The sequence below is a fragment of the Paraburkholderia fungorum genome (assembly GCF_046027605.1).
Lineage (GTDB): Bacteria > Pseudomonadota > Gammaproteobacteria > Burkholderiales > Burkholderiaceae > Paraburkholderia > Paraburkholderia fungorum_F.
Genome location: NZ_JAQQEF010000003.1, coordinates 422,853 through 444,176, shown reverse-complemented (window position 1 = coordinate 444,176; position 21,324 = coordinate 422,853). Strand labels below are relative to the sequence as shown.

Genomic DNA, 21,324 nt, shown 5'->3' with positions numbered 1-21,324 from the left:
ATCATACCGGAGCAGGAGGGATCGTGCTGACGGTTCCCGGTGCGCCCTGCAGTGCCGGCGTGGGCGCGAAGGCAATGCGGCGGGGAAACGGCCGGCACGCAACAGGGGAACGGGAGCCCCATGTGGCGCCTGCTCGACGTCGAGGCGAAACGACAGCGAACACGCGATGCACAGGCGCGGCACAAGCCGGGCAACCGCTCCGGCAGAGCGCTAACGGGCGTGGCGCGGCGGCTGCCCCGCAGAGTTCGCGATAAAAATGAGATGGTCGTTCGGTTTTCGTTCGTAGAATCGGCGCGCGTAACAAGATCCCTGACATCACCCATTTCATGAACACAACTTCGAAATCCGAGCCTCGACGCATCGGCGGCTGGCTGTTCATCGCCCTGATCTGCCTCGCCGCATGGGTACTTTCAACCGCGGTCGCATTGCGCGACCCGCTGAAGCTCATGCTCGAATGGGAACTGCTGGCGGTTTTCGTGCGTCCCGAAACGCACGGCTGGTATCGCACCGTCATCTCGATGGTCGGCTGCGATGTGATCGCCAGCTCGTTTATCGTTGCCGGCGCCGGTTGGCTGGCGCTGCTCGCGTGGCGCAAATCGGCGCGCTTTCCGGTTCAGGTGCAGGCGTGGCTGCTGGTCATCGTGGTCATGCGAACCATCGCCTATCTGCTTGGCGATCATATGGCCAACGCCATTGGCATCGACATTGCGATTCCGCTCGACGATTTCATTCAGGCCGTTGTCGCCGCCGCGCTCGGGATACCGTATTTCAGGCTATCCCGGCGCGTACAGCAAACTTTCGTCGCCGCCTGAGCCGGCGAGGCGGCACCGTCAATCGATCAGCGCGCCTTCAGGTTCGTAAAACGGATACGGCCCATCCGCTGCATCGACATACGCGTGATGCGTGACGATGCCCGTCGCGGGATCGTAGCGATGCAGCGCGTAAGCGGGCGGCTCCATGGCGAATGCGGAGGGCGCATCCTCACGCAGATCGAGTACGACCTGATGCGCGGGCGCCGGCACCGCCGACGCAATCGTGCCGCCAAACCGCACGAACATCGGCCGGTGCACATGGCCGCAAATCACCCGCTCCACATTCGGATAACGCGCGATCAGGTCGGCGAGTTTGTCGGCGGCCGCGGGATCGAGCCGCAATTCATCCATATGCCCGATGCCGCAGACGAACGGCGGATGGTGCAACGCCACCACCGTGGGCTTGCCTTGCGCGGCATCGAGTTGTGCAGCGAGCCAGGTTAAGCGCGCATCGCACAGATTGCCGGCGCTTTCGCCGGGCACCATCGAATCGAGTGCGATGATCCGCAATGGGCCGACATCCACCGCGTATTGCACGAACTTGCCGCCACTGTGCAATTCCGCGCGATCGGGAAATGCCGCGCGCAACGCAGCGCGCTCATCGTGATTACCCACCAGCAGATAGTAGGGGATCTCGAGTGGCGCGAGCAGCACCTTCAAATATTCATACTGTTCGGGGTCGCCCTGATCGACGAGGTCGCCGGTCATGATCACAGCATCGGGACGCGGCTCGAGCGCATTGAGCGCCGCGATGGTACGCGCGAGATAGGCACCGGTGTCGACGCGGCGGTAGGCCAGCGCGCCGAGCCGCTTGATATGCAGGTCGCTGATTTGAGCTAGCAGCATGGGGATTTCCTTTCTTATGTCGCGCTAAAACACAGCGCGGCGTCATTACGATAGCGCAATCAGCGCATCCTGGGCGATCGATATCCCGACCGGCGTGCCGCGCGCGAGTTCGACCCGGCCGGCGACATCGATCAGCAAGGCGTCCGGCGCGGCGCCACCAATCGTCAAACGGGTGCGTTCGCCGAGAAACGCCGTGCTTTCGATATGGCCGCGCAATTGGGCGTCAGCCGGGTCGGCGAGGTAGGCGTCTTCAGGGCGAAAGAAGATTTCGTGCGCCGCGCTTGTTTGCGCGGGACCTGCCGGCAGCGGGACAGCGCCGCCGGTGGTCGTCAGCAGACCCGCGCGCCGTTCGCCCGCCAGCCGGTTGATGGTGCCGACGAACTGCGCGACTGTGCGATTTGCCGGACGATAGTAAATGTCGCGCGGCGAGCCGATCTGCTCGATGCGCCCCGCGCTCATCACGACGATGCGGTCGCCAAGTTCCATTGCTTCGGCCTGATCGTGCGTCACGTAGACGGTGGTGATGCCCAGTTCGCGCAGCAGCGTATTCATTTCGCTGCGCAACGTATCGCGCAACCGCGCATCCAGAGCGGTGAGCGGTTCGTCGAGCAGCAGCACGCGAGGTTGCACGGCGAGCGCGCGCGCCAATGCAACTCGCTGGCGCTGGCCGCCCGACAACTGATCGATGGGTTTGTCGGCGTGGGCGGTGAGACGCATCATCGCGAGCAGTTCGTCGACGCGTTGCCGCGCGGTTTCGGCCGGTACGCGTTTGATCTTCAGTCCATAGCCGATGTTGCCGCGCACGGTCAGATTCGGAAACAGCGCGTAGCTCTGGAACACCATTCCCACCTGGCGTTTTTCGATCGGCAGCGCGGTGACATCTTCATCGCCAAAGGCAATGGAGCCGCCGGCGTCGGGTGTTTCGAGGCCCGCGATCATGCGCAGCGTGGTGGTCTTGCCGCAACCGGACGGGCCGAGCAGGACCAGTGTCTCACCGGCGCCGATGTGCAGATCGAGCGGTTCGAGCACGCGCGTGCCGCGAAACGTTTTCGCGCATTGCGTGAGCGTGATGGGAACGGAGTCGAGTTTCATGGCGTAGGTGTGGACTTCAAAGGAGAGGCGTTCGCGCGCTTTTTGCCCGCGCTGCGCTGGCCGGTCGCATCGACGCCGAGCCATTGCATGGCAACGAGCAGCGGCATGGTCATGATGAAAAACAGAATCGTGTACGCGCTGCCGATTTCGATGCGTAACGACGCATAGGTGTCGGCGAGCCCGACCGGGAGCGTCTTGGTGTCGGGCGTGTGCAGCATCCACGTCAGATTGAATTCACCGATCGAGAGCGTCAGCACCGCCAGCGCGCCAGCGACAATCCCAGGCCGCGCATTCGGCAGCACGACCGTGAGGAAGCGCTGGAAAAAGCTCGCGCCGAGACTTGCCGCGCCTTCTTCGAGCGTGCGCAGATCGCTGCTCGCGCACACGGCCGCCACCGCGCGCACCATGAACGGCAGCGTGAACACCACGTGCCCGACGACGATGAACGCGACGCTCATGCGAAACATCGTGAAGCCGCCGTAGACCACCAGCAGTGCAAGCGCGGAAGCGAGGCCGGGCAGCGCGATCGGCAGCACCAGAAACTCTTCGATGACGCGCGAGAGCCGCGTCTTGCTGCGAGCCAGCACGTAGCCGGCCGGCACGCCGGTCAGCAGCGTGATGAACAAGGTTGCGGCCGCCACCTCGAGCGATAGAAACACCGAGTCGTGATACTGCGTCCACACTTCGCCTAGCCAGCGCAGCGTGAGCCCGCTGGATACGCCCTTGAAGTAGTTGACCGTGAGCCCCGCCATGATCGACATTACGACCGGCACGATCAGAAACGCACACAGCAGCAGCGTAACGAGCCACTGACCGGCTGCCAGCCACGTGCGTGACGTTGGCGGCCTGAGGGGCCGCGAGCGTGGTTTTGCGCTCGGCTGGATTGGAGCGGTGAGGGAATTCATCGAAGTCTTGTCATCCGGTTTGGACACGCGGCTCATGCTCATGCGCTCGCCGCGACCGCCGAGCCGCTCACGCTGCGAGCGAACGTCAGCACGAGCCATGTGACGATGCCGAGCACGATCGAGAGACCCGCGGCCGTCACCATGTTGGCGTTCAGTGTGAACTCGGTGTAGATGGTCATCGGCAACACGTCGATGTCGGTGGCCAGTGTGAAGGCGGTACCGAACGCGCCCATCGCGGTTGCGAAACAGACGGCGCCTGCCGCGATCAGGCCTGGCGACAACGCGGGCAATACGATGTCGCGCGTAATGCGCCACGGCGATGCGCCGAGTGAACGCGCGGCTTCTTCGAGCGACGCATCGAGCTTGGTGGCTGACGCCATCACCGTGACGATCACCCGCGGAATCGAGAAGTACAGGTAGCCGAGAAAGAGGCCGCTCATCGAGTAAGCGAACACCCAGCGCTCGCCGGTGAGTTTCAGCGACAGCGCGCCGATCAAACCCTGACGTCCGGCCAGCATGATGACCATGAAGCCGACCACGACGCCTGGGAATGCCAATGGAAACGTCAGCAATGCGAGCAACGTGCGTTTCAACGGAAATTCACGGCGCGCCAGCAGCAGGCCGGCGATCACCGAGAGCACCAGGGTTGCCGCCGTGACCGCCGCGGACAACACGACGGTGGCGCCGAGGCTCGACATATAGCGTGGATTGGTCAGCATCGCGCGATAGGTCGCGAACGCGTGACCGTCGCCGCTGATTTGCGCGAGCGCACCCATTGGCAGCAGCCAGAACGCGATAAAAACCGCCAGCGCCGGGGCGATCAATGCGACGCGCCAGCGCAGCGGGAACGTGACGTCGTTCAATGCATCACCTGTAGATAACGCTCGCCGAAGCTCGATTGCTTCGCGGCCATTTTGTCGAAGTCGACCGTTTTGGCGCGCGCATAGTCGCTTGCAGGCAAGAATTTAGCGGCGATTTCCGGGGTCATGGCTTTCGCGCGTACCGGACGCAGATAGGCTTCGGCCCACAGTTTCTGGCCTTCGTCCGAGAGTACGAAATCGAGCACCTTCTTGCCGTTCGCTTCATGCGGCGCGCCCTTCACGAGACTCATCACGTACGGCACCGAGATCGTGCCTTCCTTCGGAATCACGAATTCGACATTGGCGTGATCCTTGTACTTCGCGCGATAAGCGTCGAAGTCGTAGTCGAGCAGGATCGGAATTTCGCCGGACATCACGCGCGCGTAGGCGGTCTGCTTCGGCACGATCGGCGCGTTGGCTTTCAGCTTGCGGAACCAGTCGAGGCCCGGCTCGAAATTATCGAGCGTGCCGCCGAGTGCCTGATTTACCGCGACCGCGCCCGCATAGCCGACAAACGCACTCGACGGATCGAGGTAGCCGATCATGCCTTTGTATTCAGGCTTCAGAAGGTCGGCCCACGAACGCGGAACCGGCTTGCCTTCGAGCGCGTCCTTGTTGACGAAAAAGCCCAGCGTGCCCGAGTGGATCGTGAACCAGTAGCCTTGCGGGTCCTTCATGTTCGCCGGAATGTCGTCCCAGTGCGCGGGTTTGTACGGCTGGATGACGCCTTTGTCTTTCGCCTGGAACGCCGACGACACGCCGAGATAGACCACGTCGGCAACCGGGCTCTTCTGCTCGGCCATCAGTTGTGCAATCGACTGGCCGGAGTTCTTGTTGTCGAACGGTACGCGGATGCCGGTCTTTTGCTGGATCGCCTTGATCTGGCCCGCCCAGTCGGCCCATTCGGGTGGGCAGTTGTAGCAGATCGCGGTTTCGTCGGCGTGGGCCGCTTGCGGCGCTAGGGCGGCGAGCGCGGCGGTGACGATCATGCCGACGGACAGCGCGGTGGCCGTCGTGCGGACGAGCCGCCGCCAGAGCGGTTTGATCGAGGAAGCATGGCGTGTTGAAGAGCGGATCACTGCGGGTCTCCTGGAGAGAAAGAGAACGGGTGGTTCGGGGTTCGAAGTCGATAGCGCAAATAGGGTGTTGCCGAGGGACATTCCAGACGATCAGCGCAAACCGTCCGTAAAAGACAGCGTGGGCAAAGAGACCCGGAGTACGCGCACGTCTTGCGCAAGCGGCTAGGCGAACCGCCTTTCGGTAGCCGCTGATGTTTCGTTGCGGTTCGAAATCGCGGCGATAGTGGCGCCTTCGCGCAAGCTGTGCGGCAACGTCAGCGTGAGCGACGTTTCACCTAATGTTTCGTAGGTGCCGGTGACGCGCGTCAGCAAACGCTGCCAGGCGGCGCAGCCGATCTCGCGATTGGGCGCGCAGATGCTTGCCAGCGGCGGCGACAGCAGCTCGCCCATCGCGAGTCCGTCGAAGCCGAGAATCGACATGTCGTGCGGAATCTGCAGACGCGCACGGCGCAGGCCGCGCATCACGACCATGGCGAGCAGATCGTTACTGCAGAAGAGGGCGGTCGGGCGGTTCGGGCCGCTGGTCAGATGCGCGAGCACGGACGGCGACAGTTCGTCGGCGTTGAAATCGACCTCGAGTGCGGGCGCGGGGGTGAGGCCGGCCTGCTGCATCGCCTGCGCGTAGCCGAGGTGCCGCTGACGGGCGCGGTCCGAGGCGGCCAGCGTGCCGGCGAGCATCAGGATGCGGCGGTGGCCGTGCGCGATCAGCATGCGTACGCCGTCGAACGCGGCGAGTCGGTTGTCGACCGAGACCGACGGGCGCCGCACCGTGTCGTTGTGCATCAGCACATAGAGCAGACCCGCGCGGTCGAGCTCGTCGAGCAAGGGGTGCGTGTCGGCGTCGGCGACGGTCAGGATCAGACCTTCCACGCGGTGTTCACGCAGCGTTTCGATGGCGTGCCGTTCGCGCTCGGCATCGTACTGGGTGGTCATCAGCATGAGCCGGTAACCTTGTGTCGAGGCGAGCTCGTCGATGCCTTGCAGGCATTCGGCGAATACGGGGTTCGCGAGCGTCGGCAGGATCACGCCGATGAGGCGCGTGCGTTCGCCGCGCAGCTGCCTGCCTAGCGGGCTGGGGCGGAAATTGAGGGCGTCGATCGATTGACGCACCTTCTCGAGCGTGACCGGGTTGACGGTGTGCGGCGCATTGATCGCGCGCGAGACCGTGGCGATGGAGAAGCCCGCGTGGGCGGCGACATCTTTGATCGTTGGGATCATCGTTTCCGCTCTGGTTGTAAACGTTTTCGTGAGCGGATTATCGGGAAGGTTTGTGACTCCCGGATGACGTCAATATTTGCGGCTGCGCGGCGCGAGGGAGAATGGACTGGGGCTGGATGAGCCAGTTTGGTGCGCTCGCCGGGCAATGGTAGAATTCGCGTCCACAAGCGGTTCTGAGCCCTGCCGGGGTGATGAAATTGGTAAACATAGCGGACTTAAAATCCGCCGCTTCACAGCTTGCCGGTTCGAGTCCGGTCCCCGGCACCAAGGGTTCTTCCGACAAGTTCCGATGAAATCCGGGAAACCCCCGCCACACAAGGCCCATCCCTTGGTGGAAGTCGAGCACCCACAGGAACCGCCATTCAATCTGGCAAAGTGCATCCGGGTCCACATCGGTACGACCTTGCAACTGCTGACTTAACTCTCCGAGTTCGAACGGTGCTATGTCGGAGAGGTTTGTCTCCTTCTGAATCGCATCCCGGAACGCTCGCGTCAACACGTCGGCATGTTGCTTCGCCTCTGATCCTGCTGTGAGGAAGTGCGGCAGGAGGACGCCGTCGTCGCACCTGTCATTGAGCTCGCCCCACGAAGTCCCGAGGAGGCGGGGCAACGCAACGTCCGATATGAAGGTGAGGAGGGGCTGACGGTATCGTTGTTGCATAACCGCGAGTAAACGCCGTCCAGACAAGGCTCTAGCCGCCTGATTGACGATCGGGCAGGAGTAGAATTCCCGCCAGGAAAGATCATTCGCTAGTTGATTGACTAGTAAAGCCCTGTTTTTTTCAGTGTTTTATATTTTGTTTTGAACACCATTTTTGGAATTTCCCCATGGAAATTAAAGTCAACTTTCTCGATAAGCTACGTCTTGAAGCCAGGTTCGATGACTTCACGGTAGTGGCTGACCAGCCGATCCGTTATAAGGGCGATGGCTCGGCGCCTGGTCCCTTCGATTATTTTCTGGCCTCATCGGCCTTGTGTGCAGCTTACTTTGTGAAGTTGTACTGCGTAACTCGCAATATTCCTACCGAAAATATCCGCCTGTCGCAGAATAATATTGTCGACCCGGAAAACCGGTACCAACAGATTTTCAAGATTCAGGTTGAGTTGCCGGCGGACATCTCTGACAAAGACCGCCAGGGTATTTTGCGTTCCATCGACCGCTGTACGGTCAAAAAAGTGGTGCAGGCCGGCCCCGAGTTTGTCATTGAAGAGGTGGAGAACCTGGATGCCGATGCTCAGTCCTTGCTGACGTTGAAGCCGGCTTCTGACGCCAGCACCTATATTGCGGGCAAGGATCTGCCGTTGGAGCAAACCATCGCCAATATGTCGGGCATTCTGGCGGGCCTGGGCATGAAGATTGAAATCGCTTCGTGGCGCAATATCGTTCCCAATGTGTGGTCGCTGCATATCCGCGACGCGCACTCGCCAATGTGTTTTACCAATGGCAAGGGAGCGACCAAAGAAAGCGCGTTGGCGTCGGCGTTGGGAGAGTTTATCGAGCGCCTGAATTGCAACCATTTCTATGGCGGTGCGTTTTGGGGCGAAGACATCGCCAATGCGGAGTTTGTCCATTACCCGAACGAGCGCTGGTTCAAGCCGGGCCGTAAGGGGGCACTGCCGGCTGAGATTCTGGATGAGTACTGCCTGCAAATTTACAACCCCGATGGCGAGTTGCGTGGCTCGCATCTGATCGACACCAACTCCGGCAATGTGCAGCGCGGTATCTGTTCGCTGCCGTATGTGCGGCGATCGGACGGCGAAGTGGTGTATTTTCCGTCCAACCTGATCGAAAACCTGTTCGTCAGCAATGGCATGAGTGCCGGTAATACGCTGGCCGAAGCGCAGGTGCAATGTCTGTCCGAAATTTTCGAACGCGCGGTAAAGCGCGAAATTCTGGAAGGTGAGATCGCATTGCCTGATGTGCCGCACGAAGTGCTGGCGAAATACCCTGGCATTCTGGCCGGGATTCAGGGATTGGAAGAGCAGGGTTTTCCGGTGCTGGTAAAGGATGCGTCGCTGGGTGGGGCCTACCCGGTGATGTGCGTCACTTTGATGAACCCGCGGACAGGCGGTGTCTTTGCCTCGTTCGGCGCGCACCCGAGCTTCGAGGTGGCGCTGGAACGGAGCCTGACGGAATTGCTGCAGGGGCGCAGTTTTGAAGGCCTGAACGATTTACCTCAGCCTACCTTTGTCAGTAACGCGGTGACTGAACCGAATAACTTTGTCGAGCACTTCATTGATTCCAGTGGTGTCGTGTCGTGGCGCTTTTTCAGCGCCAAAGCGAATTTCGAGTTTGTTGAGTGGGATTTTTCCGGTCAGGGCGAAAACTCCAATGCCGAGGAAGCCGCAACCTTGTTCGGCATTCTCGAAGACATGGGCAAAGAGGTTTACACGGCGGTGTATGACCAGCTGGGCGCGGTAGCCTGCCGGATTCTAGTGCCGGGTTATTCGGAAGTTTACCCGGTAGAGGATTTGATCTGGGAGAACACCAACAAGGCGCTGTTGTTCCGCGCCGATATTTTGAACTTGCATCGTCTGGACGATGCCGGCCTGGCAGCACTGCTTGAGCGGTTGGATAACAATGAACTGGATGAGCACTCCGATATTGCCACTCTGATCGGCATCGAATTTGACGAGAATACGGATTGGGGGCAGCTAACCGTTCTCGAGTTGAAACTGCTAATTCATCTCGCCTTGCAGCAATTTGAGGCGGCAAAAGAGCTGACGGAAGCTTTCCTGCAGTACAACGACAACACGGTCGAGCGCGGATTGTTTTATCAGGCTTTGAATGTGGTGCTGGAGGTGCTGCTCGATGACGACCTGGAACTGGACGACTACGCGGTCAACTTCCGTCGGATGTTTGGCAACGCTCGGATGGACGCGGTAATGGGGGCAGTGGACGGCAGCGTGCGTTTCTATGGGCTCACGCCAACGAGTATGAAACTGGAGGGCCTCGATAGGCACCACCGCCTGATCGACAGCTACAAAAAATTGCATAAGGCGCGCGCCAACGTGGCGGCTACAGCCAGTTAGGGTGACGAGTCATGGCTGGATGCGATGATGCCGTTCAGTGAACCCTCGATGCAGCAATGCTTCGAGGGTTTTTTGTTTCACAGGGAATCCGCGGGGTTCCGTGGCCAAACGCCTTCTTTCTGAAAGAGGGGCCGTTCGAGGCTATTAGCGCAGAGAAAGAGTCGTGTTGCCGAATGAGGTAACGGCCTGACTGAAGGGCGACGAGATCACGGTCAGGCGACTAAGCGAATCAAGGATCTTTTGATCGTCGATGCCGTAGGTGATGAAAACGAGCCGCGACACATTATCCTGAGCCTCTTCGGCAGGAAGATGAGAAGGTGGGTACACGCGATGTCTCACTCCCTGAACCACGAGCTTCCCGGCGGATCGTACGGCCAGCACCGACTTGAATCGCAGAATCCGGTCGCCGTGACGATTGAGCAACGCGGTGAGCCACACCGAGAACGTGGCCCAGTCAACCGACCGATCGAGAACCGTAGAAAAGCTGCGCACAGCACCTGTGTGCCTATGCGCGCTCACACTCTTGCCGCGCATGGAACGCTCAACAATGGCATTTTCAACTGGAGCAAAGATCGATTCAGGCACGTCGTTCAACGTAACGTCACAAGCGGGATTCACGGAGCGAATCGCCGTCATCACCGCGTCCAGGCGGGCACTATCAGCGAGATCTGTTTTTGTCACGATCACGCGATCGGCCGCTGCAAGCTGAGGGGCCACCTCGGCGAACTGTTCGAGCGTCTGCAGACCCTCGAGGGCGTCGAAGGTCGTCACGCAGGGCCCCACCCGGATGTACTCTTCGAGATTCTCATCAGAAAGGATTGTGCCGAGTATGGGAGTCGGATCGGCCAATCCACTAGTTTCAATAACGATGCGTTCGAGGGCAGGCAACTCGCCCCGCGCCCGCCGTGTCAGGACATGCAGCAGTGTCTGCTGTAACTGGCCGAGGACTGTGCAGCATAGACAGCCATCCGCAATCGTCTCTATCTCCGACTTGAGATGCAACGTTATACGGTCGTCGATCGATTCGCGACCGAATTCGTTGATGATGACGAGTGTCGACCCAACAGGCTGCTGTTGCAGGTAGCGTTTCAGCAGTGTGGTCTTTCCGCTTCCCAGAAAGCCGGTCACTACGTTTAGTTCGAGGCGCGGTACGAGTCTGACCATGGCGAAGTGGTGCGCAGAAAATCTGCTTCAAGAGGATCGAGGTGAGTCTGGCCAAGCTCTTCGGCAATGCGCCAGAGAGCCGAAAGATCGGGGGCGATTTTGCGGCGCCCTTGCGCGTCTTCCACGCTGTAGGCCTCGCCATCCCAGTCGCTTGCGATGAGACCGACAGATCGCAATATCCGGTTGATCAGCCGCAGGCGTTTGCTGCGTTCCTCGCGGTTCTCAAGGATGCCCGTGGCGACGTTTTGTGAACCCATAGGATCTGCAGCATCGATCCAATGCTGGCTCACGCCGAAAACCGCACACACTTCACACATCGTTTGGTGTTCCAGTCAGCGAAAGCGTGGAGCGAGGACTAATGGAGACGTCGGTAGCCGCGCTTTGGGAGATGTATTCGGTTACTCGTTTGCGCGCAAGGCCGGTGTGAGAACTCGCGAGGTCTTCGGCACGGTCGGCATCGCGCGTCCTGATCGCCTCAAGAATCTCGCGGTGTTCCCTGAGTATGTTGTCCAGGTGAGAGCGCCTGGCTTCAGCGCTTGCGAACGTCTCATAGCTCATCGCGAGACGAGCGACACGAAGATTTTCTGTCAGCAGGTTGGCGTAGATCTTCGCGAGTACGCGGTTGCCACACGCATTCCCAATCGCGAGATGCAACTCCCAGTTTCCGTCGATCATCCCATTCACATCATTGTCCGCGTGAGCTTTTTCGAACGCGACAATCAGACCTTCAATCCGGTTCAGATCCGCCGTGGAGCGCCTTAGCGCGGCAAGTCGCGTGGTCGCTCGTTGCGCCAGGTCGAACGCCTCAAGATGCTCCTGGAGTTGCGGGATATCCATCGAGGCGACGCGCGCTCCCCGGTTAGGTAGAAGCGAAATCAGTCCTTCGGCCGCGAGCCGGATCATTGCTTCCCGAAGCGGGGTCCGCGAAATCCCCAATTCCTCCACCAGTGCCTGCTCGTCGATGTCTTCGCCCGGGGGCATTTCAAGCGACACGATCCGGCCGCGCAGAAGGCGATATGCGTTGCTCGCACCCGATCCTTTTCCGGTTCTGGCCCGCTCGGTGGCAGGCGACTTCTTCCTATGCATCTGAAAATCCTTGGCTGTTCAGCCGAGTTTAGCGAAACAATCCGCTTGACACAAATATTTTATACACCAAGAATTTACTGTGTATTGAGTGTGTATTTTTATCGGGGAACAGGATGAGTGAGCAACAGGTGGATCTGGTCGTCGCAAACGGAACCGTACATATGCCGGAAGGCAGCGCCCAATTGAACGTGTGCATTACGGACGGAAAAATAGTCGGACTTACCGATGCGGCCAGCACGCCTGCAGCCGGGAAAGTGATCGATGCAAAGGGACTCGATGTGCTACCAGGGCTCTGGCATGTCCACTGCCACTTTCGCGAACCCGGTCACACATACAAGGAAGACTTCACGTCAGGTACGACTGCGGCCGCTGCCGGCGGCATTACGTTCTGCATCGACATGACGAACAACGATCCTCATCCGACCACGCTCGAGGCATTCGAACTCAAGCGTTCGTCGATAGCGCCGAAAGCGCTGGTGGACTACGCGTTGTACGGAGGCGGCCTCTATCCGAAGACCGTCGACGCACTGGCGAAAGCGGGCGCAATCGGGATCAAGGTGTTCAATACCCGGCATGTGAAGGAGGTGTATCCCTATATCTCCGAGTTGGGGGTTGTCGATCACGGCATCCTTCACGAGCTTTACGAAGCAGTGGCTGACACGGGGCTGCTTTGCGCCGTGCATCACGACGACAGCGAGTGGTGCAAACGCCTGACCTTTCGCGATTACATCAACGCCGGCAAGACGAGCAACAGCGATTACATGGAGGCTTACGAGCGCGGCTACATGTACGGTCACGGCATGGCCGCGGGCCTCGCAGCCTCGACCTACTATGCACGTCTTACGGGTGTGCGCCTCCATGTTCTTCACATGGGCGTCATGCCTCCGGCTGCCAACGATCTGGTGCGTTTTGCAAAAAGCCAGGGAGTCGACATTTCGGGCGAGATGGAAACGGCGACGCTATTCATGACTCGCGCGCAGGCCGAGAAAGTGGGACCCGGGACGTACGCCTGGGCTTACGCGCCCGAAGCACACTGGCAGGCAGTACGCGACGGCACCGCTGACATGCTGGTCGGCGAACACGCGCCGCACACGCTTGAGGAGATCACGCCAGGATGGAAAGACAATTTCTCTGTTCCGCTTGGTGTCACTGGCGCGCAGGAATTCATTCCTCTTGTGCTCAACGCCGTCAACGAGGGGAAGCTCAACTTGCGAGATGTGGCGAGACTCTGCGCCGAAGCCCCGGCGAAGCGCTTCGGACAGTTTCCAAAGAAAGGACGCATCCAGCCGGGCGCGGACGGTGACCTGACAATCGTCGATATGAAGGCGGAGCAGACTTTCCGGGCTGCGGATATGCACACTAAAGCCGGCTACACCGCATGGGAAGGCATGACGACGAAAGGAATGCCCGTCTACACCATCGTGCGGGGCAGCACGGTGATGGACCACGGGAAGATCGTCGGGCAACCGGGATACGGGAAATTCCATCCGGGTACAGCCGCTTCCTGAGCGCCGTGTACCTATAGACAGTCATACGCGCCGGCGAAAACCGGCGCCGAGAGGGCAGAACAATGACCACACCTTCTTCACCGACGCACACCACGCAACCGCAGAGCGCTGGAACGTATCCCGCCGGCACTGTGGCGAAACCCGGCTTCACGCTGACGCAACAACAGATCGCGGCGCGCCTCGACGTACTACCCGTGTCGAAATTCCACGTCACCGTACTTGTCGTCGCGGCGTTGTCGCTCTTTTTCGATACGCTGGATACCGTCATTACCGGTTTCGTACTGGCCACCTTGCGGCCAATATGGGGTTTTAGTGCTGCAACGATCGGTGTGATATCGGCAATTGGTCTCGCCGGTTACCTGGTCGGCTCCGCGGTTGCAGGCTTTGCCGCCGACCGATACGGGCGCAAACGCATGATCATGTTGACGCTCGTTCTGTATTCGCTGTTTTCTGCGTCACGGGGCCTGGTCAACGACGTGTCGACCTTTGCAGCATTGAATTTCTTCACGTGGCTTTTCGTCGGCGCGGAAAGCTCGATTGTTCCGCCTTATCTGGCCGAGTTGTGGCCAACGCGGGTTCGCGGCAAGCTAGGCGGCTGGATGATGGGCTTCTTTGCGCTTGGCATTGCGTTTTCGCCGATCTGGGCGCTCAACATTATTCCAAACCTGGGATGGCGCGCGGCACTGTTCATGACGTTGCCGTTTGCCATCGTTGTCGGCCTGATGCGCTCCGGCTTGCCCGAGTCGCCCCGTTGGCTGCTTCGCAAGGGGCGCGCAGCAGAAGCAGAAGCGGCACTCGCGTCGATCGAGCAGCGCGTAGGGCGCAAGCTGGACGCAAGCGTTGTTGTGTCGATGCCGGCCGCACAGACTTCGCCGGCGCGCAGTTACCGGGCTCGCGATCTGCTCGGCCCGCGCTATCTGAAACTGACATTGATGATGTGGCTTGCGTGGTTCGCGGAATATGGTGTCCTTTATACATTCATGACCTTCGTGCCGACGTTGCTTGCGATGGAAGGGTTCACCATCGTCAAGTCGTTCCAGTTTTCGATCGCGATTTATGCCTCGGTTATACCAGGCTACGTACTTGGCGGCTACATCGTCGACTGGCTGGATCGAAAGCCGACGGCAGTGATCGCTTTCATCGGCACCGCAATCTTTGGAACGCTGTTCGGTCTGTCGACTACGTCGACCGCGCTGATGGCATTCGGCGGCTTGATGGCCTTCAGCCTGGCGTTGGGCTCGACCGCGATTTACAGCTATACCCCTGAGCTCTATCCGACTGAAATCCGTGCGACCGGTATGGGTCTCGCCTCTGCGTGGGGGCGCGCTGGCGCCATCATTCTGCTACTGGTGTTTGGCGTGTTCACGGTGCTCAAAGGCAAGCTGTTCGTTTTCCTGATCAGCGATGTCGTGTTGCTGATCGCCGCGGTGGTCGTTGCAATGATCGGGCCGTCCACGAAGGGCCGGTCGCTCGAAGACGCATCCGACTGAGCGTCGAGGCCGGTTGCCAGAAGAACCACTTCAATTCGCCTCTTATCAGCAGCAACGAACTTTGTTGAGCGCGGCATGAAGATCACAATTGCATACATCGAGGAGCCCCCGTTCGGCTGGACGGGAGCAGATGGGGCTGCGCAGGGGGCGGACGTTGAGCTGGCTGAAGTGGTCCCGGGCGCAATCGGTGTGTCCAGGATCGAATATCACTTGACGTCATTCAGCGAGCTTCTGACCGGCGTACAAGAGGGGCGCTGGGACATGAACGTGCCCCTGTTCGTTACGCCTGAACGGGCCGAACACGCTGCGTTCAGTCTGCCTGTCTGGGCGATAGGCGACGGCTTTCTGGTTCAAAAGGGCAATTCGAAAGCGCTCACCAGCTACGCTGCGGTTGCACGACGAAAAGATGCGCGGCTAGGCGTTATTCATGGACAGGTGCAATTCGATTCCGCAAAAGCGTCTGGCGTAAGCGACGGTCAAATCATCCTTTTCAAGGAGCAGCCCGACGCTTTGCAAGCACTTCGTTCAGGTCCGATCGACGCCGCCGCCGCTCCTTTATCCCTTGCGCTGAGCAATCTCCCCCAGTGCTGTGCGTCCGAAGATTCCGTACGGATTGCCTAGGGTTTCAAGCTCTTCATAGTGGTTATAAAGCGTCGCCTGAACGACAGGCGTCCGCTTGCCGGCCGCATTGAGCGCCGCCGAAAAGTCGCGCGACTGGCGCTGGAACTCCGGTGTGTCGAGCGACGCATAGCCGATGGTGAGCGGGCAAACCAGGCTGTCGAGGTGGCGTTGCGGACTCAACTGCGCTTCGGTCGCGTCGGTCAGATGGACGTACTTGCCGCGCGCCGACAGCCGCACCGGGTGCAGGTCGTAGAGACCGCTGATCAGCAGCGCGTGTTTGAAGACGCGGCTATCGATACCGTACTTCGCCTGCCAGTCTTGCGTCAGCGCGACGGCCAGCAGATGCGATCCGGACGAATGCCCGGACAGATAAATCTCCCGGCCATTGGCGCCGAATGTCCCGGCGTTTTTAGCGATCCACGCAATGCCGTTCTGCACTTGCTGCGCCATGGCCGCGAGGTCCCCGTTCAGGTCCTGCACCCACGCGAAATCGAGCACCACGAAATTGACGCCCGCACCGACGAATACCTCGGCGAGAAACCCATAGTCGCGCGCGTCGGTGACGCGCCATGCGCCCCCGTGAATGAAAACGTGAACCGGCGCGTTCTTCGCATGGGTCCGGTAGATATCCATGCCTTCGATCGGCGTCGTGCCGTAAGACGCGCGTTGCGGCTTTCCCAGCCGCGTCAGCGCGTCGTTGCTGCGATCACGATAACGGGCTATCAACTGGCTTTCATTCGGAGCGTAAGCACTCTGGTTATAGGCTTTATCGAGTTCAGCCTGAGTCATGCCGGACCAGACAATGGGACTATCGACAGCATTGGCGGCATTAGCAGACGCAGGCTGTTGGTTGGCGACGCAGGCGGCTAACGGTGTCAACGCGCAGCCGAGGCCCGCCAGCATCAATCGTCTACGGCTTGCGACAGGGTCGATCAACTCGCTCGATGGCTCTTTCATGCAGGCAGTCTCCAAGGGTTAGCGTCAACAACAAAGTGTCGATGCTAAGGCCGCGACATGTCTGAGCAATATAAGGAGAGGCCCTAAGCGCCGACTTTTTTCCGGCTTTATTGCCACCCATTGACTAGCGGCCGCTTCTCACGTCGAAACGGCAATCTCACGCTAACTGCCCGGCGAGACATGCCGGCACATCGCGCCACGTCGCGCGGTCCGTTCGCTCGATCTGACCGTCCGTTACAATCAACCTTTGAGTCCAGTCGTGGCTAACACGCGCGACAAGCCGGATCTGCAGCACGTCGTTGAAACGCAGCCGGTCTAACCACGTTAGGCGCTCATGCGAGCGCCATGGAGCGGAGAGGCCAATGAAGAACGGAAAGCCGAAGTTCACGCGTCAGCATGCTGACGGACTGTTCCCTGACTTGAAACCGAGCGGCGCTCACATCGGGAGCCGGCCCGACAATCCGTTTGGCGGCGAGGCATTCGAGGCGGTCGACCGGCATGATCGTGACGAAAAATCTCTCTGGAAAGAGAACCTCGTCACCTTGCCCGTGGGGATCGAGTTGCCGCCTGGGTATGAGTCGGCCTCCCGTGTGCGCGAAGCGATGGAGCGGGCGTGGCGGATGAAATGGGTCCGCGAAGGCAAGAACGAGATCGTCGCGGAATTCCCCGAAGGCTGGGCGGCCGTCAGGCCAAAAAGCGGCCCGGTGGAGTTACGGGACGCGAACGGGGTTGTCCGCGCCCTATACGGTTGGGCGGAGGACGCAGAACTCAGGATTCTGCCGCGGTATCTGGTGGAATCGCAGGAAAACAGCTCGAACGGTCTCGGCAGCCTGCTTGTACGTGATCGTGAGAACGGCCACATTCTCGAGCGATCGTCGAGCTGGTCGGCGCAGAGTGGGACGCATCATCCGGATTGGGCCAGGCTGTCTGGCTGGCTCGACACGCAGTATCCGCTGCATCGCGATCCGCTGCGTTATTGGTCAGATTGCGAGCGTAATCAGGGTAGCTAGCCGAATCTTCTCAAAGATCGCCACATTGCATCTGGCGAGACCATCGTGGGCATTTGCAGCGTCCGGTGTGCGTGGCGTGCGACAATCCGCGCCGTTACCCGGCGCACTGGCTCACGTATGCTGGAGTCAATTCGAAATGCATTAGATGAACGGCTGCGTAGCACGCCAGTTTTTCGTCTATCTGCTGAGCTTCAGTTCAGACCCACTACTGTCACCGTTACTCTCGATCTCGAGAGCATATTGTCATGCGATTCCATTACTCGCATGACGCCTGGCTGTCGAATTTGAGGCATGTCCATCGAAAAGAATGAGGGCGCATCAAGTCGTGCGGATTCCGGCCACTAATGGTTTGCGGAGGTGTTCGATGAGTTTTCTTTGGCTCGTCATATTGGTGATTTTCTGCAAGTCCTCGTATTCCCAGGACAATTTTGATTATACGAGCGAGTTAACTTATATTGCCTCGATATTAAAGATAAGGAATGAAGCTGGCCGGAGTTTGCCGAATGTCCCTGGCATTCTTGTCATGCATGCGGGAACGGGTCAAAGTCTGTTGTACATCACGCTTGTGAATTCAACGGCCGATACAATTCGTCTTGTTTTGCTTCGCGTTGGTCGTTAATTTTTGCGTAGACCCGAGTACCACTCCGAACACCATTTTGATGGTCGAAGTTGCAAACTGACTGAGGGCGAATGTGAATGCGCATGGTTGCCGCCCAAAGGCGTAGGGACGTCACCGCGAGGTATCATAAGCGACTCTTTGAAGAGCAACCCTATGCCGCATTTGAAATATCTGACCGGTTATCCCGCTCCGTTACAGGAAAAAGTGCGCACGCTGATTGCCGACGAGCAACTGGGCCCGTATCTGGCGAAGCGCTACCCCGGCACGCACGACGTGCAAACAGACCGGGCCCTGTACGAGTACTGCGCGGAGCTCAAGCGCGAACACCTTCGCAACGGCGCGCAAATCGACAAAGTCACTTACGACAGCAAGCTCGATGTCGTCCGGCATGCGCTCGGCTTGCACACGAGCATTTCGCGTGTGCAAGGCGGCAAGCTGAAGGCCAAAAAGGAAATCCGCGTGGCGTCGCTATTCAAAGGAGCGGCGCCCGAATTTCTGAAAATGATCGTCGTGCATGAACTCGCTCATCTGAAAGAAAGCGACCATAACAAGGCGTTCTACCGCCTCTGCGAGTTCATGCAGCCAGGCTACCACCAGATCGAGTTCGATCTGCGTTTGTACCTTACGTATCGCGATCTGGCGAAAAGCCCGCGCTGAGCTTCGGGCACCTTCGGGCTACAGGCGCCCCTCAAGCAGCAATCGCGTCGAGCACCGCCGAGGCCTTCAACAACACCGGAATCGACTTCGAAGTCGGCGTCCCCGCGCCATCGGCAACCGAAGAAAGCGGCACCAGCGGATTCGTCTCCGGATAGTAAGCGCCGAGACATCCGCGCGGAATGTCGTACTCCACCAGCAGGAATCCGGCCGCGTGACGCTCGATGCCATCGGCCCAAACGCTCGTGATATCCACGCGCTGGCCCGCAACGAATCCCAGCATCGCCAGATCGTCCTTGTTGGCGAACAGCACGCGCCGCTGCCCGTACACGCCGCGGTAACGGTCGTCGAGACCGTAGATCGTCGTGTTGTACTGGTCGTGCGAGCGCGTCGTCATCAAGGTCATCAGACGCTCGCCATGCTCGGCGCGCGCTTGATGAATCGGCGTGTCGACGTCAATCGCATGGACGAGGAACTGTGCCTTGCCGCTCGGCGTTTTCCAGATCCGCTCGCGCGATGCGACACCCAGGTGGAAGCCGCCCGGGTGCTTCAGGCGCTCGTTGTAGTCGTGGAAGCCTTCGATCACCTGCGCGATGCCGTCGCGAATCAACGCGTAGTCGGCTGCCTGAGCGAGCCAGTCGACCTTGCCGCTGCCGAGCGTGGCGTGTGCCATGCGCGCGACGATCGCAATCTCCGACAACAGATTCTCCGAGGCCGGCTTGTTCATGCCGTACGAGATGTGCACCATGCTCATCGAATCCTCGACGCTCACGCCTTGCGCCACACCCTTTTGCAAGTCGATCTCGGTGCGCCCGAGCGTCGGCAGAATGAGGGCGTCGCGGCCGTGCACGAGGTGGCTGCGGTTCAGCTTGGTCGTGATGTGCACGGTCAAGTCGCAGGAACGCATCGCTTCCCACGTGCGCGGCGTATCCGGCGTCGCGATCGAGAAGTTGCCGCCGAGGCCGATGAACACTTTCACCTTGCCGTCGAGCATCGCCTGGATCGTGTTGACGACGTCGAGACCATGCTCGCGTGGCGGCTCGAAATCGTAGACTTCGCCGAGCCGATCGAGGAACGCCTGAGTCGGCCGTTCCTCGATGCCGACCGTGCGGTCACCCTGCACGTTCGAGTGTCCGCGCACCGGGCACAAGCCGGCGCCGCGGCGGCCGATATTGCCACGCATCAGCATCAGGTTCGACAGGATCTGCACCGTCGGCACGGAGTTCTTGTGCTGCGTGAGGCCCATGCCCCACGTCGAGATCACCGCGCGGCCTTTCACATAGATGTCGGCGAGCTTCAACACGTCTTCAAACGGCACGCCCGATTCGGCGACGATGGTGTCCCAGCTTTCGGCACGCAGATCGTCGGCGAACGCGTCGAAGCCAACCGTGTGTTCGGCGATGAACGCGACGTCGAGCACACGTTCGAGACCCGACGCCAATGCTTCGTCGTCGAGTTCGATCACGCGTTTGGCGACGCCCTTGATCAATGCGAAATCACCGCCCACCTTCGGCCTGATGAACACGGAGCTGATCTTCGTGCTGCCCATCGTGATCATTTCCACCGGATGTTGCGGGCTTGCAAAGCGCTCGAGACCACGCTCCTTCAGCGGATTGATCGACACAATGGTCGCGCCGCGTTTCGCGCACTCACGCAGCTCGCCGAGCATGCGCGGATGGTTGGTCGCCGGATTCTGGCCGAAGATCAGGAGCGTATCGGCGTGTTCGAAGTCGTCGAGCGTGACCGTGCCCTTGCCGATGCCGACCGTGTGCGGCAAGCCGCGGCTGGTCGCCTCGTGGCACATGTTCGAGCAATCGGGGAAATTGTTGGTGCCGTACATGCGCACGAACAACTGGTACAGGAAGGCGGCTTCGTTGCTGGCGCGGCCCGAGGTGTAGAAGGCGGCGCTGTCGGGATTGTCGAGACGCTTGAGGTGTGCGGCGATCAGATCGAAGGCTTCGTCCCAGCCGATCGGCACGTACCGGTCACGCACGGCGTCGTAGACGAGCGGGTCGGTCAGACGGCCGTGTTGTTCCAGCTCGAAGTCCGACTGCGTCATCAGTGCTTCAACCGTGTGTTGTTCGAAGAACGCGGCCGTCACGCGTTTGCTGGTCGCCTCGGCGGCCACGGCCTTGACGCCGTTTTCGCAGAACTCGAAGGTGGAGGCGTGTTCGCGATCCGGCCACGCGCAACCCGGGCAGTCGAAGCCGTTCGGCTGGTTCTGTTTGAGCAGCATGCGGTAGTCGCCGCCCGTCACCTTTTCCTTGAGCAGGTTGATGGCGACGTATTTGAGCGCGCCCCAACCCGCGGCGGGGTGCGTATACGGTTCAATGCGAGCTTCGGGTTTCTTCATGGTCTTGCCGCGTGTCT

The 21,324-nt window shown here is 59.9% G+C and carries 17 protein-coding genes, 1 tRNA gene and 1 pseudogene; 8 read left to right on the top strand and 11 right to left on the bottom strand.

Annotated features, from left to right (window positions below; all coding sequences use genetic code 11):
* Positions 1 to 326: 326 nt before the first annotated feature.
* Positions 327 to 812, top strand: a complete 486-nt coding sequence (locus PQR53_RS08070; protein WP_408452148.1) for a DUF2569 domain-containing protein — start codon at positions 327 to 329, stop codon at positions 810 to 812.
* An 18-nt stretch (positions 813 to 830) separates the two neighbouring features.
* On the opposite strand, the gene PQR53_RS08065 is transcribed toward PQR53_RS08070, so the two are convergent.
* The 6 genes from PQR53_RS08065 to PQR53_RS08040 all read right to left on the bottom strand — a co-directional run bounded on the left by PQR53_RS08065 (position 831) and on the right by PQR53_RS08040 (position 6,812).
* Positions 831 to 1,658 (bottom strand): phosphodiesterase, encoded by an 828-nt coding sequence (locus PQR53_RS08065; RefSeq protein ID WP_408452146.1) that lies wholly within the window; start codon positions 1,656 to 1,658, stop codon positions 831 to 833.
* 45 nt (positions 1,659 to 1,703) lie between these two features.
* Positions 1,704 to 2,750 (bottom strand): ABC transporter ATP-binding protein, encoded by a 1,047-nt coding sequence (locus PQR53_RS08060; protein WP_408452144.1) that lies wholly within the window; start codon positions 2,748 to 2,750, stop codon positions 1,704 to 1,706.
* Positions 2,747 to 3,655 carry an ABC transporter permease gene (locus PQR53_RS08055; RefSeq protein WP_408452349.1) on the bottom strand — a complete coding sequence of 303 codons (909 nt, stop codon included), beginning with the start codon at positions 3,653 to 3,655 and terminating at the stop codon, positions 2,747 to 2,749. The genes PQR53_RS08060 and PQR53_RS08055 overlap by 4 nt, the downstream gene beginning before the upstream one ends.
* A 38-nt stretch (positions 3,656 to 3,693) precedes the next feature.
* Positions 3,694 to 4,518, bottom strand: a complete 825-nt coding sequence (locus PQR53_RS08050; protein ID WP_408452143.1) for an ABC transporter permease — start codon at positions 4,516 to 4,518, stop codon at positions 3,694 to 3,696.
* Positions 4,515 to 5,594: an ABC transporter substrate-binding protein gene (locus PQR53_RS08045; protein WP_408452141.1), complete on the bottom strand. Its 1,080-nt coding sequence runs from the start codon at positions 5,592 to 5,594 to the stop codon at positions 4,515 to 4,517. Before PQR53_RS08045 ends, PQR53_RS08050 begins: the two co-directional genes overlap by 4 nt.
* A gap of 162 nt (positions 5,595 to 5,756) precedes the next feature.
* Entirely contained in the window at positions 5,757 to 6,812 is a 1,056-nt protein-coding gene (locus tag PQR53_RS08040; protein ID WP_408452139.1) for a LacI family DNA-binding transcriptional regulator, read from the bottom strand.
* A gap of 182 nt (positions 6,813 to 6,994) precedes the next feature.
* On the opposite strand from PQR53_RS08040, the gene PQR53_RS08035 reads away from it, so the two are divergent.
* Positions 6,995 to 7,079: transfer RNA gene (locus tag PQR53_RS08035), tRNA-Leu, on the top strand.
* A gap of 561 nt (positions 7,080 to 7,640) precedes the next feature.
* The gene (locus tag PQR53_RS08030) at positions 7,641 to 9,845 is read left to right on the top strand and encodes an OsmC domain/YcaO domain-containing protein (protein ID WP_408452137.1); all 2,205 of its coding nucleotides are present in this window, start codon (positions 7,641 to 7,643) and stop codon (positions 9,843 to 9,845) included.
* 144 nt (positions 9,846 to 9,989) lie between these two features.
* Here PQR53_RS08030 and PQR53_RS08025 read toward each other — a convergent pair whose 3' ends face one another.
* The 3 genes from PQR53_RS08025 to PQR53_RS08015 are packed head-to-tail and all read right to left on the bottom strand — an operon-like array spanning position 9,990 to position 12,095.
* Positions 9,990 to 10,973, bottom strand: coding sequence for a CobW family GTP-binding protein (locus PQR53_RS08025; RefSeq protein WP_408452135.1), 984 nt, complete (start codon positions 10,971 to 10,973; stop codon positions 9,990 to 9,992).
* 5 nt (positions 10,974 to 10,978) lie between these two features.
* Positions 10,979 to 11,266 carry a hypothetical protein gene (locus PQR53_RS08020; RefSeq protein WP_408452133.1) on the bottom strand — a complete coding sequence of 96 codons (288 nt, stop codon included), beginning with the start codon at positions 11,264 to 11,266 and terminating at the stop codon, positions 10,979 to 10,981.
* Between the two features lie 52 nt (positions 11,267 to 11,318).
* Complete coding sequence (locus tag PQR53_RS08015; RefSeq protein WP_408452131.1) at positions 11,319 to 12,095, bottom strand: GntR family transcriptional regulator; 777 nt, start codon at positions 12,093 to 12,095, stop codon at positions 11,319 to 11,321.
* 113 nt (positions 12,096 to 12,208) lie between these two features.
* On the opposite strand from PQR53_RS08015, the gene PQR53_RS08010 reads away from it, so the two are divergent.
* The 3 genes and pseudogenes from PQR53_RS08010 to PQR53_RS08000 all read left to right on the top strand — a co-directional run.
* Positions 12,209 to 13,603, top strand: a complete 1,395-nt coding sequence (locus PQR53_RS08010) for a dihydroorotase (protein WP_408452129.1) — start codon at positions 12,209 to 12,211, stop codon at positions 13,601 to 13,603.
* A 62-nt stretch (positions 13,604 to 13,665) separates the two neighbouring features.
* Positions 13,666 to 15,093, top strand: a complete 1,428-nt coding sequence (locus PQR53_RS08005; RefSeq protein WP_408452127.1) for an MFS transporter — start codon at positions 13,666 to 13,668, stop codon at positions 15,091 to 15,093.
* Between the two features lie 75 nt (positions 15,094 to 15,168).
* Positions 15,169 to 15,669, top strand: a pseudogene (locus PQR53_RS08000) (transporter substrate-binding domain-containing protein); the annotation flags it as partial.
* On the opposite strand, the gene PQR53_RS07995 reads toward PQR53_RS08000, so the two are convergent.
* A complete protein-coding gene (locus PQR53_RS07995) occupies positions 15,649 to 16,347 on the bottom strand; it encodes an alpha/beta hydrolase (protein WP_408452347.1) in 699 nt (232 codons plus the stop codon). The pseudogene PQR53_RS08000 and the gene PQR53_RS07995 sit on opposite strands and share 21 nt — an antisense overlap.
* A gap of 686 nt (positions 16,348 to 17,033) precedes the next feature.
* Between PQR53_RS07995 and PQR53_RS07990 the strand changes: the two genes are divergently transcribed.
* Together PQR53_RS07990 and PQR53_RS07985 are read left to right on the top strand one after the other, a co-directional pair.
* Positions 17,034 to 17,681: a hypothetical protein gene (locus tag PQR53_RS07990; protein ID WP_408452125.1), complete on the top strand. Its 648-nt coding sequence runs from the start codon at positions 17,034 to 17,036 to the stop codon at positions 17,679 to 17,681.
* Positions 17,682 to 18,453: 772 nt separating this feature from the next.
* Complete coding sequence (locus tag PQR53_RS07985; RefSeq protein WP_408452123.1) at positions 18,454 to 18,957, top strand: M48 metallopeptidase family protein; 504 nt, start codon at positions 18,454 to 18,456, stop codon at positions 18,955 to 18,957.
* 31 nt (positions 18,958 to 18,988) lie between these two features.
* Here the strand turns inward: PQR53_RS07985 and PQR53_RS07980 are convergent, their stop codons facing one another.
* The gene (locus PQR53_RS07980; protein ID WP_408452121.1) at positions 18,989 to 21,307 is read right to left on the bottom strand and encodes an FdhF/YdeP family oxidoreductase; all 2,319 of its coding nucleotides are present in this window, start codon (positions 21,305 to 21,307) and stop codon (positions 18,989 to 18,991) included.
* Between the last annotated feature and the right edge of the window lie 17 nt (positions 21,308 to 21,324).